We start from the raw sequence: 11957 nt of genomic DNA on the forward strand, positions 1-11957 counted from the left end.
CGTTGACCGGCGCCGGTGCCAGGCGGAGGCTCGTCACATAGGTGCTCGATACAACTGGTTTGGCGACCAGACCCGGTGCGCGCGGGAAACCGCACGTCAGCAGCGCGTCGGCGGTACGCCGGCAACAGGAGGCAGCGCATGTGCGGCATCACCGGCTGGGTGTCCTTCGACCGTGATCTCGGCGCCGAGGACTCCGTATTGGATGCGATGACCGAGACGATGGCCTGCCGTGGCCCGGACGACCGGGGCGTCTGGGCGGAGGGGCCCGCCGCCCTCGGGCACCGCCGGCTCGCCATCATCGACCTGCCCGGCGGACGCCAGCCGATGTCGGTGCGCACACCCCAGGGGAACGTCGCGCTCGTCTACTCGGGAGAGGCGTACAACTTCACCGAGCTGCGCCGTGAACTCACCGACCGGGGACACCGGTTCACCACCGACTCCGACACCGAGGTCGTCCTGCGCGGCTACCTGGAGTGGGGCGACGCGGTGGCCGAGCGGCTGAACGGCATGTACGCGTTCGCCGTCTGGGACGGGCGGGACGACAAGCTGGTGATGATCCGCGACCGGATGGGCATCAAGCCGTTCTACTACCACCCGACCGCCGACGGCGTCCTCTTCGGCTCCGAGCCCAAGGCGATCCTCGCCAACCCGCTGGTGCGCCCCCGCGTCACGCTGGACGGGCTGCGGGAGCTGTTCACCATGATCAAGACGCCGGGCCACGCGGTGTGGGACGGCATGCGCGAGGTCGAGCCGGGCACCGTCGTGACCGTCGACCGCTCCGGCCTGCGCACCCGCGTGTACTGGCGGCTGGAGACCCGGCCGCACATCGACGACCGGGACACGACGATCACCACCGTCCGCACGCTGCTGGACGACATCGTGCGCCGTCAGCTCGTCGCGGACGTGCCCCGATGCACCCTGCTCTCCGGCGGGCTGGACTCCTCCGCCATGACCGCGCTGGCCGCCGGGCAGCTCGCGGAACGGGGCGAGAAGGTGCGCAGCTTCGCGGTCGACTTCGCCGGGCAGGCGGACAACTTCGTCGCGGACGAGCTGCGGGGGACCCCGGACACCCCCTTCGTCCACGACGTGGCCCGGCTCGCCGGGACCGACCACCAGGACATCGTCCTCGACGTGCAGTCCCTCGCCGACCCGGCGGCACGCGAGAAAGTGATCCGCGCCCGTGACCTGCCCGCCGGGTTCGGTGACATGGACGCCTCCCTCCTGCTGCTCTTCCGCGCCATCCGGGACCAGTCCACGGTGGCCCTGTCGGGGGAGTCGGCGGACGAGGTGTTCGGCGGCTACCTCCAGTTCTTCGACGAGGAGGCCCGGCACGCGGACACCTTCCCCTGGCTGGTCAGCTTCGGCCGCCACTTCGGCGACGACACGGGCGTGCTGCGTCCCGACCTGACGGACGCGCTGGACCTGAGGGGGTACATCGCGGACGGGTTCCGTACGGCCGCCGCCGGGGTCGAACGGCTCGACGGCGAGAGCGATCTCGAGTTCCGCATGCGACGGATGTCCAACCTCCACCTCACCCGGTTCGTGCGCGTCCTGCTCGACCGGAAGGACCGGATGAGCATGGCGGTCGGGCTGGAGGTGCGGGTGCCGTTCTGCGACCACCGGCTCGTGGAGTACGTCTACAACACGCCCTGGGCGCTGAAGTCGTTCGACGGCCGCGAGAAGAGCCTCCTCCGCGAGGCCACGGCGGACGTGCTCCCCCGGTCGGTGTACGACCGCGTCAAGAGCCCCTACCCCTCCACCCAGGACCCCGGCTACGGCCGCGCCCTGCAGACCCAGGTCAAGGACCTCCTCGCCAAGCCGTCCCACCGGGTCTTCGACCTCCTGGACCGCGAGAAGGTGCGGCGCATCGCGGAGAACGAGTCCCTGGCGGGCACGCAGGCGGCCCGTCGGGGCCTGGAGCGGGCGCTCGACCTCGCGACGTGGCTGGACCTGTACGCGCCGGAGGTGAGCACCGGCTGAGATCCGAAAAGGGGTGCGGAGGGCGTCGAGGACGCCCTCCGCACCCTTTTGTACGCCGTCGTCCGGACACCTGACTCCCCCTTCAAGCAAGGAAGTTGACCGAACTTCGACCCTCCCCGGCACATCCTCTTGACTGGTACAGACCAATGCGTTTGAGTGTGGCCTCACACCCCCCATCACGGCCGCCCCCCACGCCTTCGCCGGTGTCTCCGGCATGCCCGCAGTGAGCGCGCCCGCGTTCCGCTCCGCGCTGGAACGGCCGTGGCACATCTAGGAGTTGATTCAGTGTCGAGACGGCACATCTCCGCCGCGCTGGCCGCGCTCGCGCTCGCCGTGGCACCCGTGCTGCTGCCGGCGCCGGCCGCGTCGGCCGCCCCGGCGGCCTCCTGTTCGAGCTACCCGAACTGGGTGGCCGGCAAGTCGTACCGGGCCGGTGACATCGTCCGGTACACCGACGGCAAGGCGTACATCGCCGAGCACGACAATCCGGGCTACGACCCGGTCATCAGCACCTGGTACTGGGACCCGTACAACTGCGACGGCGGTGGCGGGAACACGCCCGTCGGCAACTTCGTGGTCAGCGAGGCCCAGTTCAACCAGATGTTCCCGAACCGGAACTCGTTCTACTCCTACAGCGGGCTGGTGAACGCGCTCGGCGCGTACCCCGGCTTCGCCAACACCGGCAGCGACACGGTGAAGAAGCAGGAGGCCGCGGCCTTCCTCGCCAACGTGAACCACGAGACCGGCGGCCTGGTCTACGTGGTCGAGCAGAACACCGCCAACTACCCGACGTACTGCGACTGGAGCCAGTCGTACGGCTGCCCGGCCGGGCAGGCGGCGTACTACGGGCGCGGGCCGATCCAGCTCAGCTGGAACTTCAACTACAAGGCGGCCGGCGACGCGCTCGGCATCGACCTGCTGCACAACCCGAACCTGGTCCAGAACGACAGCGCCGTGGCCTGGAAGACCGGTCTCTGGTACTGGAACACCCAGTCCGGACCGGGGTCCATGACGCCGCACAACGCCATGGTGAACCAGGCGGGCTTCGGGCAGACCATCCGCAGCATCAACGGCTCCCTGGAGTGCGACGGCCGCAACCCCGCCCAGGTGCAGAGCCGCGTCGACGCCTACCAGCGCTTCGCGCAGATCCTCGGCGTCTCCCCCGGCGGCAACCTCTACTGCTGACGTCACGACGCTCCCGGCGCGCCACGGCCATCCCGGCCGTGGCGCGCTCGTGCGTCACCGAAGGCTTCCACTCCGTCACGTGCAGTCACGTCGCGGTTCCACGAGGTGTGCCGATCGCTACGCAGGGCACTCAGAAACGGCACGAGGAACGATCAGCGCCCTGGAGGCCGACATGGGACCCCTGGCAGCCCTGCCGACACCGCCGGGCGTGTACACCCCGCAGCACGACACCGATCTCATCGCACGTGTCATGGAGAAGGAGCACCTGGACGCCGACTCCTGTGTGCTCGACCTGTGCACCGGCAGTGGCGCGCTGGCCGTGCGGGCCGCCGCGCGCGGGGCGCGGGTCACAGCGGTCGACATCTCCCGGCGGGCCCTGGCCACCGCCTGGTGCAACGCGCTGCTCGCCGGGCAGCGCATCACGGTGCGCCGCGGCGACCTCGTCTCGGCCGTGCCGGGCCGCAGGTACGACCTGGTGGTGAGCAACCCGCCCTACGTCCCCGCGCCCGCGCCGAGGCCGCCGAGCCGGGGTTCCGCCCGCGCCTGGGACGCCGGGCCGGACGGGCGGCTCTTCGTGGACCGGATCTGCGACACCAGTGCCGGTGTGCTGAAGCGGGGCGGTGTCCTGCTCCTGGTGCACTCCGCGCTGTGCGGCACCGCGCCGACCCTGGACCGGCTCAACGCCGCGGGGCTGGACGCCACCGTGGTGGACCGGGCCACCGTGCCCTTCGGCCCCGTGCTGCGCGAGCGCCGTTCCTGGCTGCACAGCCGGGGCATGCTGCGCGACCGGCACGAGGACCAGGAGGAGCTGGTGGTCGTGCGCGCCGTGCGCCGTTGACCCGGACGGGCCCGTTTCGGCGGCTTTCAGCGGGTACTCGAGCAGCACGGACCCCAGTACCCGAGCCGAGAGGACGGTGGTCACCCGTGGGCCGAGAAGCCGAGGACCCGACGAGCGTGACGATCACCCCCGACGGCCCGCTGCTCCTGCCCGGCCCGGTCGAGGTGACCCTCCCGGACGGCACGGTCGTGACCTCGCGGCGCTTCACGGTCGCGCTCTGCACCTGCCGCCGCAGCCGTATCTACCCCTGGTGCGACACCAGCCACCGCCGCCGTACGAAGAACGCGAAGGAGACCCGGTGACCGGGCCCGCACTCCCCCAGCCGCGCGGCGAGCTGTCCGCCGCCGTTATCGCCGCGCTGACCAGCGGCGACACCGCGCTGGACAGCACGCTCCCACCCACCGTCGACCCGTACGGCGACGACCTCCAGCTCGCCCTGTACGTGCTCTACGAGCTGCACTACCGGGGCTTTACGGGCGTGCCCGACGAGCTGGAGTGGGACCCCGGCCTGCTGGCGGTGCGGCGCTCGCTGGAGCGGCCGTTCCTCGCGGCCCTGCGCCGGGACGTGCCGCCGGGCACCAGCGCCGACGAGGCGCTGGACGCGCTGCTGGTGGAGCCGGTCGGGCACGACGACAGCAGCGTCAGCCACCACCTCCAGCGCGACGGCGAGCTGTGGCAGCTCACCGAGTACGCGGCCCTGCGCTCGCTGTACCACCTCAAGGAGGCCGACCCGCACGCCTGGGTCATCCCGAGGCTGCGCGGCCGGGCCAAGGCGGGCATGGTGGCCGTCGAGTTCGACGAGTTCGGCGCCGGCCGCCCCGAGGAGATCCACGCGCGGCTCTACGCCGATCTGATGACCGACCTCGGCCTGGACACCACCTACGGCCACTATCTCGACCGGGCGCCGGCGGTCGCACTGGCCACGGTCAACCTGATGTCCCTCTTCGGGCTGCACCGCGCGCTGCGGGGCGCCCTGGTGGGGCACTTCGCCACCGTCGAGGTGACCTCGTCGCCGGGTTCCCGCCGGATGGCGGCCGCCCTGCGCCGTACCGGCGCGGGGAAGGCCGCGCAGCGGTTCTACGACGAGCACGTGGAGGCGGACGCCGTGCACGAGCAGGTGGTCCGCCGGGACGTGGTCGGCGGGCTGCTCGCCGACGAGCCGCATCTCGAGGCCGACATCGCCTTCGGTGTGCACGCCACCGGTCTGCTGGAGGACCGGTTCGGCGCGCATGTGCTGAAGGCGTGGCAGCAACAGCACAGCGCCCTGCGGACACTCCCGCACGGCGGAACGGAAAGGAAGTCCCCGTGACCGAGAATCCCCTCCACCGGCATCCCCGCCCCGAGTTCCCGGAGCAGGGGCAGGAACATCCGGGCTGGACCGGCCCGATGGACCCCCCGCCGGACCACGGCGAGGAGTCCTACGAGGGCAGCGGCCTGCTGACCGACCGGAAGGCGGTGATCACCGGCGGCGACTCCGGCATCGGCCGGGCGGTGGCGCTCGCCTACGCGCGCGAGGGCGCCGACGTGCTCTTCACCTATCTGCCCGAGGAGGGCGACGACGCGGCCGAGACCAGCCGGCTGGTCGAGGAGGCCGGCCGCAAGGCGGTGGCGGTGCCCTGTGACATCCGGGAGGAGGAGCAGTGCCGCCGGCTGATCGAGCGGGCGGTGGACGAGTTCGGGCGCATCGACATCCTGGTGAACAACGCCGCCTACCAGATGTCCCAGCCGGACGGCATCGAGGCGATCACCACCGAGCAGTTCGACCGGGTGATGCGCACCAACCTGTACGGCATGTTCTGGCTGAGCAAGATGGCACTCCCGCACATCCCGGCGGGCGGCAGCATCATCAACACCACGTCCGTGCAGGCGTACAAGCCGAGTCCGCATCTGCTGGACTACGCGATGACCAAGGGCGCGATCGTCACCTTCACCCAGGGGCTGGCGCAGATGGTGGCCCAGGACGGCATCCGGGTGAACGCCGTGGCGCCGGGCCCGGTGTGGACGCCGCTGATCCCGGCGACGATGCCGGACACGGTCGAGTTCGGCAAGCAGTCCCCGCTCGGCCGCCCCGCTCAGCCGGCCGAAATGGCCCCCGCCTACGTCTTCCTGGCCTCGTCGCACGCCAGCTTCATCACGGCGGAGATCCTCAACGCGACGGGCGGCACGCCGCTGCCGTAACCGCCGTACGACACGACAGCGGCCCGGACCTCGTCGGTCCGGGCCGCTGTCGTGTGCGACGTGAGCCGGGCTCAGGCGTCCAGGAGCTGGTTGAAGAAGGTGCGGTACTGCTGGAGCGCCACCCGCAGGCCCTCGGTCTCGACCTGTTCGCCGCGGCTCCACTGGCCCTCGAGTTCCTTCTTGTGGTCGGCGAAGGTCGCGGCCAGCGACTGTATGACGTCGGCGACCAGCGCGTCCGCCGAACGGACGGCGTCCTTGGGATCGTCGACGAAGGTGCCCTGGATCTTGGCCCAGCGCTCGCGGAAGGTGTCGGCCTCCTGGTGGGCGATCAGCGGGTCGGCGCCCTCGTCCACCGAGCGCGGCTGCCCGCCGCCCTGCCGCTGGTCCCCGTCCGGGCGCCGGTCGCGGTCGTCGCGCTCGGTCAGGGGGGTGCGCTCCGGAGCGCCGGCCGGCTCGCCGGTGGCGGTGCGCTCGGGCACGCTCTCCCGCGCGCCGGGAACGCCCCGCCCGTCGTCGGAGACGGCCGACGCCTCACCGGGGTAGGCCGGCGGGGGCGTGTCGGAGGAGCGCTCGGCCGTACGGTCGGGCCGCGCCCCCGGCAGCGGGCCGGAGCGGGCGTCCGGCGGGGCGTCGTGGCCGGTGTCGGACGGTGCGTCCGGACGCGGCTCGGACAGGGGGCCGGAGCGGGCGTCGGGGCTCTCCCGGCCGGGGCGGGCCAGGTCCTCCGTGGTCAACTCACCCTCGCCGGGGCCGCTGTTGGTGTGCCGGTCTGACATGACAACCTCGTTTTCCGCTCGTGCCGTGGTGGAAGTGCGCGCCGGGTCAGGCCGCGTCGTGCCCGGTGCTCTCGTGGTGCGGGGGACGGCCGCTGCCCAGCAGGTCGTCGAAGAGGGTGCGGTAGCGCACCATGGCGCCGCGCAGCTCCTCCGTGGTGGCCTCGCCGTTCTCGTTGCGCAGGCTCACGTCGTGGGCGTCGCGGTAGTGCTCCAGAGTCTGCGCGTGCTCGACGGACAGGTCCCGGAGCTGCTGCTCGAACCCCTCGGTGGGGTAGCCGCGGTCGCGCATGAGCTGGGTGACCAGGCGGTCGGCGTCGTCGACGCTCTGCGCCGGATGGTCGACGAACCGCTCCTGCGTGTCCCTCCACTCGGCGGCGTAGCGGTCCCGCTCCTCGGGGGACAGCTCCTTGAGGTCGAGGTCGCGGTGCCGCTTCTCGCGGGCCTGCAGTTCGCGCTCGGCCTCCCGCCTGCTCTCGCCGGACTGCACGGCCCGGTCGTACTCGGGGCCGAACTTCTCCTGGAGGCGGCGCCTGCGGCGGCGCGTCACCAGCCACACTCCCGCGGCGACCAGGATCAGGACGACCGCTATGGGAACCAGAATGGCGATCAGCGTTTGTGCGGTGGACATCGCCTCTCCCGCTTGGTGAGTTGAGTGAAGGGGCCGGCCGGGTCGGCGGCCTGCTGGTTACTCCGCCCGAGTACCCCGGCCCCGTTCCCGCACACCGCCCGGCCTGGCGCGCAGGGGGTGATTGCCGGGGCGCGGGGGCGGGTACGCGGAGTCGGCACCGGGCAGCCCGGCGTCCGTCGTGCGGCGGGCCGCCTCCCTCCTCGGAGTCCTTGACGACTCCTCGCGACCTGGACGGGGATGAGGGCATGAGCCGACGACACACTCAGGACGAGACGGCACGCGTGCCGCGCGCGCGTCCGGGCACGGTCGGCCGTCGCCGGGCACGCACCGGGACCGAACCGGTCACCGCCCGCAGCGCGCTGAAGCTGCGGCTGGTGCTCAGCGTGATCGGATTGCTGGTCTTCGTACTCGGTACGGTGCTCTTCGCCGTCTGGGCGGGCGCGGTGCGGCAGCAGGACGTGCCGGACCCCACCCAGCTCACGGTCCTGGCCGTGATCTGCGGTGTCCTCGCGGTGTTCGCCGCCGTGGACCTGGTCGTGGTCCTGCTGCGCCTCGCACGCGAACGCGCCCGCCGTACATGAGCGGGGGCGCCGAGGTCGGGCGTGGGTACGACGCCACGCAGACGGTGTTCGGGGCGGGCGACCCGAGGGCGCGGGTCCTGCTCCTCGGTGAGCAGCCCGGCGACCAGGAGGACCGGCAGGGCAGACCGTTCGTCGGCCCGGCCGGCCATGTGCTGGACCGGGCCCTGGCGGACGTGGGAGTCGATTCCGGGCACGCCTGTGTCACCAACGCGGTCAAGCACTTCAAGTTCACGGTCCGGCCGGGCCGCAAGCGCCGTATCCACAAGTCCCCGACCCTGCGGGAGATGACGGCGTGCCGCCCCTGGCTGCTGGCCGAACTGCGCCTGGTGTCACCGGAGGTGGTGGTCACGCTCGGTACCACGGCGGGCAAGGCGCTGCTCGGTTCCGGTTTCCGGGTCACCGAGCAGCGCGGCGCCCTGCTGCCCTGGCCGGGACCGGACGGCGAGACGGCTGAGGACGGGATCTCCGGGCCGCTCGCCACGATCCACCCCTCCGCCGTCCTGCGGGCCGACGACCGGGACGCGGTCTACGACGGCCTGGTGCCCGACCTGCGCGTCGTCGCGGACCTCCTGCGACGCTGCTGACCGGCCCGCCGTCAGGGGGCGCGCCTCACCAGGGCCTGAGGACCGCCTTGATCATGCCGTCCTTCTTCGCCTGGAACGTCTCGTACGCCTGCGGCCCCTGCTCCAGCGGGAGGGTGTGGGTGGCGAAGGTGTCCACGCCCAGCGGGTCCTCGTCGGTGAGCAGCGGCAGGATGTCGCCGACCCAGCGGTGCACGTTGGCCTGGCCCATGCGGAGCTGGATCTGCTTGTCGAACAGGGTCAGCATCGGCATGGGGTCCGCCATGCCCCCGTACACGCCGGACAGCGAGATGGTGCCGCCCCGGCGGACGATGTCGATGGCGAGGTGCAGCGCGCCGAGCCGGTCGACGCCCGCCTTCTCCATGAAGCGCTGCGCGACGGCGTCGGGGAGCAGGCCGGTGGCCCACTGGGCGGCCTTGGCGAAGGGCGCGCCGTGCGCCTCCATGCCGACGGCGTCGATGACCGCGTCCGGGCCGCGTCCGTCGGTGACGTCGCGGATCGCGTCGGCCAGGCCGTCCCCGTACTCGCCGAGGTCGTACACGGTGATGCCGTGTTCGCGGGCGCGGGCGAGGCGTTCGGGGACGAGGTCGACGCCGATGACGTTCTCCACGCCCCGGTGCCGGGCGATGCGGCAGGCCATCTCGCCGATCGGGCCGAGGCCGAGCACCACCAGGCTGCCGCCGGGCCGCACACCGGCGTACTCGACGGCCTGCCAGGCGGTGGGCAGTACGTCGGAGAGGTAGAGGAAGCGCTGGTCGGGCGGGCCGTCGGGGACCTTCACGGGGAGCTGGTCGCCGAAGGGCACCCGGAGGAACTGCGCCTGGCCGCCGGGGACCTGGCCGTACAGCTTGGTGTAGCCGAACAGGGAGGCGCCCATGCCCCGGTCGCGGACCTGGGTGGTCTCGCACTGGGAGTGCAGGCCCTGCCCGCACATGTGGCACTGGCCGCAGGAGACGTTGAAGGGCACCACCACGCGGTCGCCGGGGGCGAGGGAGGTCACCTCGGAGCCGGTCTCCTCCACGATGCCCATGGGTTCGTGGCCGAGGATGTCGCCGGGGTCGAGGAACGGGCCGAGGACTTCGTACAGATGCAGATCCGACCCGCAGATCCCACTGGACGTCACGCGGACGATGACGTCGGTGGGGTCCTGGAGCTCGGGGTCGGGGACGGTGTCGACCCGGACGTCCCTCCTGCCGTGCCAGGTGAGAGCGCGCATGTGGCCTCCAATGTTCGTATGTTCGTAGGTGCTGCGGCTCGCTCCCGTGGCGGATACCCGGCACTCCCGCACTTACCCGGCGCATGACAGGCCGTGCCACGGGTACCCGGCGGGCCCTCGACCTCAAGGGAAGGCGGCTGTCATGACCGGCACGGTGAACGGCGGGCTCCAGGTGGTGGTGACCGGCGCCACCGGCAATGTCGGCACGAGCGTCGTGGAGGCGCTGCGCGGGCGTCCCGAGGTGGCGTCGGTGACCGGCGTGGCGCGCAGGGCCCCCGGCTGGCAGCCGGAGGGCACGACCTGGGTGGCGGCCGACGTCGACCCGGACGGCGCCGACCTCGTGTCCCTGTTCCGGGGCGCGGACGCGGTGGTGCATCTGGCGTGGAAGTTCCAGCCCACCCACGACCCGGTGACGACCTGGCGGACCAACGTCCTCGGCAGCATCCGGGTGTTCGAGGCGGCGGCGGAGGCGGGCGTGCCCGCGGTGGTGCACGCCTCGTCGGTCGGCGCCTACTCACCGGGCCCCAAGGACCGCGAGGTGGACGAGTCCTGGCCCACGCACGGCTGGCCGCAGGCCGCGTACTGCCGGGAAAAGTCCTATCTGGAGCGGTACTTGGACGCCTACGAGCTGGAGCACCCTCAGACGCGGGTGGTGCGGATGCGGCCGGGGTTCCTCTTCAAGCGGGAGGCGGCCTCGGAGCAGCGGCGGATCTTCGCCGGGTCCTGGCTGCCCACCCAGTGGGTGCGGCCGCCGTTCGTGCCGGCGATCCCGGATCTGCCCGGGCTGAAGTTCCAGGCGGTGCACACCGACGACGCGGCCGCCGCGTTCACCGAGGCGGTGCTGCGCCCGGTGCGCGGTGCTTTCAACCTGGCCGCCGATCCGCCCCTGGACGCGGCGACGCTGGCCGGACTGCTTCAGGCGCGCCCGCTGCGCGTCCCGCTGCCGCCGCTACGGGCCGTGCTGTCGGCGGCGTGGCGGCTGCGGCTGGTGCCCGCGTCGCCGGACCTCTTCGACGCGGTGCTTCGCCTGCCACTGCTGGACTCCGCCCGCGCGCGCACCGAGCTGGACTGGGAACCCCGGTACACGGCCGTGGAGGCGATCCAGGAGTTCCTGGAGGGGCTGAGGGAGCACGCGGGCATGAACACCGCCCCGCTCGCCTCGTGAAGTCGGCTCACTCGGGCCCGCTGGGGGTCGACGCGGCGCGTGCCGGCGTCCGCCGTGCGCGCCGGGCGGGTGCCGCCGTGCCGCGCGTGGGTCAGCGGGCGGGACGGCGCATCCCCGGGCCTGCTCGCGGCGCGGCGCGGAGCTGCGCCCGGGGCGCGGCTCCGTGCCGCCGCACGCTGTGGTGCCCGAGCTGCCGGCACTGAGCCGACGCGGCTTCGGGGGGCGTCACCCGGAGGGCTCGTCGGGCACGGGCTGGTCCGGGCGCACCCCGGCGGAGTCCGGTGCGCCGCGCGGGCCGGCGCCCGCCTCGTCCGTGTCGGGCACCTCGCCGGCGTCGTCCTTCACGGGGGCGTCCCAGCGGTCGTTGTCGTGGCTCGCCTGCTGGTCGGGCAGGTCCCGGGGGACGGGCCGGGCGTGGGTGTCGTGGTGCTCCGTCATGGCTTCTCCTCGTCTGCCGGGGCCTGGGCTCGCCGCGCCGGTGGGGCGGCCCGTCGCGGGTACCCCGTGGTCGCGTGAGCATGCGGAGCCGGGTGGCCGGATGCGGGAGCCGGCCGTCTCGGGGCGCGCGGCCCGGGCACACGTGCCACCCTCGGGAGTGAGGGCCACCGGGAGACCGAGCAGGGTTGTCGCATGCTTCGGGACGACGACGGCACACGGCCGGGGGGCGAGCTGCTGTCCGGGCCGGAGCCGGACCTGGCCGCCGCCGACGGCTGCCCCGACGCCCCGCCGCGCGTGGGCTTCTTCACCGACACCTCCGTCGAAGACGTTCGCCGTGGACACCCGGCCCGGCCGGCGTCCGCGCGGTCCGGCGTCGGTGGAGGTGGTGCGG

General features: G+C 72.7%; 13 protein-coding genes. 9 read left to right on the forward strand and 4 right to left on the reverse strand.

The window, feature by feature from the left end; genetic code table 11:
* The first annotated feature begins 138 nt into the window (after positions 1 to 138).
* From asnB to E5082_RS10815, 6 genes are all read left to right on the forward strand, one after another.
* The gene (gene asnB, locus E5082_RS10790; RefSeq protein WP_135791031.1) at positions 139 to 1980 is read left to right on the forward strand and encodes an asparagine synthase (glutamine-hydrolyzing); all 1842 of its coding nucleotides are present in this window, start codon (positions 139 to 141) and stop codon (positions 1978 to 1980) included.
* A 285-nt stretch (positions 1981 to 2265) separates the two neighbouring features.
* Positions 2266 to 3165: a glycoside hydrolase family 19 protein gene (locus E5082_RS10795; protein WP_135791032.1), complete on the forward strand. Its 900-nt coding sequence runs from the start codon at positions 2266 to 2268 to the stop codon at positions 3163 to 3165.
* A gap of 172 nt (positions 3166 to 3337) precedes the next feature.
* Positions 3338 to 4003: a HemK2/MTQ2 family protein methyltransferase gene (locus E5082_RS10800; protein WP_135791033.1), complete on the forward strand. Its 666-nt coding sequence runs from the start codon at positions 3338 to 3340 to the stop codon at positions 4001 to 4003.
* An 86-nt stretch (positions 4004 to 4089) separates the two neighbouring features.
* Entirely contained in the window at positions 4090 to 4305 is a 216-nt protein-coding gene (locus E5082_RS10805) for a CDGSH iron-sulfur domain-containing protein (RefSeq protein ID WP_135791034.1), read from the forward strand.
* A complete protein-coding gene (locus E5082_RS10810; protein ID WP_135791035.1) occupies positions 4302 to 5312 on the forward strand; it encodes an iron-containing redox enzyme family protein in 1011 nt (336 codons plus the stop codon). Before E5082_RS10805 ends, E5082_RS10810 begins: the two co-directional genes overlap by 4 nt.
* Positions 5309 to 6181, forward strand: coding sequence for an SDR family oxidoreductase (locus E5082_RS10815; protein ID WP_135791036.1), 873 nt, complete (start codon positions 5309 to 5311; stop codon positions 6179 to 6181). The genes E5082_RS10810 and E5082_RS10815 overlap by 4 nt, the downstream gene beginning before the upstream one ends.
* 71 nt (positions 6182 to 6252) lie before the next feature.
* On the opposite strand, the gene E5082_RS32890 is transcribed toward E5082_RS10815, so the two are convergent.
* Together E5082_RS32890 and E5082_RS10830 are read right to left on the reverse strand one after the other, a co-directional pair.
* A complete protein-coding gene (locus tag E5082_RS32890) occupies positions 6253 to 6957 on the reverse strand; it encodes a hypothetical protein (RefSeq protein ID WP_229918794.1) in 705 nt (234 codons plus the stop codon).
* A gap of 46 nt (positions 6958 to 7003) precedes the next feature.
* Positions 7004 to 7585, reverse strand: a complete 582-nt coding sequence (locus E5082_RS10830; RefSeq protein WP_135791037.1) for a hypothetical protein — start codon at positions 7583 to 7585, stop codon at positions 7004 to 7006.
* A 245-nt stretch (positions 7586 to 7830) separates the two neighbouring features.
* Between E5082_RS10830 and E5082_RS10835 the strand changes: the two genes are divergently transcribed.
* On the forward strand, positions 7831 to 8166 hold the full coding sequence (locus tag E5082_RS10835) for a DUF6343 family protein (RefSeq protein ID WP_135791038.1): 336 nt from the start codon (positions 7831 to 7833) through the stop codon (positions 8164 to 8166).
* Positions 8163 to 8750 (forward strand): UdgX family uracil-DNA binding protein, encoded by a 588-nt coding sequence (locus E5082_RS10840; RefSeq protein WP_135791039.1) that lies wholly within the window; start codon positions 8163 to 8165, stop codon positions 8748 to 8750. The genes E5082_RS10835 and E5082_RS10840 overlap by 4 nt, the downstream gene beginning before the upstream one ends.
* A 25-nt stretch (positions 8751 to 8775) precedes the next feature.
* Here E5082_RS10840 and E5082_RS10845 read toward each other — a convergent pair whose 3' ends face one another.
* A complete protein-coding gene (locus E5082_RS10845) occupies positions 8776 to 9963 on the reverse strand; it encodes a zinc-dependent alcohol dehydrogenase (protein ID WP_135791040.1) in 1188 nt (395 codons plus the stop codon).
* Positions 9964 to 10105: 142 nt separating this feature from the next.
* On the opposite strand from E5082_RS10845, the gene E5082_RS10850 reads away from it, so the two are divergent.
* Complete coding sequence (locus E5082_RS10850; RefSeq protein ID WP_135791041.1) at positions 10106 to 11128, forward strand: NAD-dependent epimerase/dehydratase family protein; 1023 nt, start codon at positions 10106 to 10108, stop codon at positions 11126 to 11128.
* A gap of 225 nt (positions 11129 to 11353) precedes the next feature.
* Here E5082_RS10850 and E5082_RS10855 read toward each other — a convergent pair whose 3' ends face one another.
* The gene (locus E5082_RS10855) at positions 11354 to 11566 is read right to left on the reverse strand and encodes a hypothetical protein (RefSeq protein ID WP_135791042.1); all 213 of its coding nucleotides are present in this window, start codon (positions 11564 to 11566) and stop codon (positions 11354 to 11356) included.
* Positions 11567 to 11957 lie beyond the last annotated feature (391 nt).

The sequence above is a fragment of the Streptomyces griseoluteus genome, from assembly GCF_004784465.1.
GTDB classification, from domain to species: Bacteria; Actinomycetota; Actinomycetes; order Streptomycetales; family Streptomycetaceae; genus Streptomyces; species Streptomyces griseoluteus.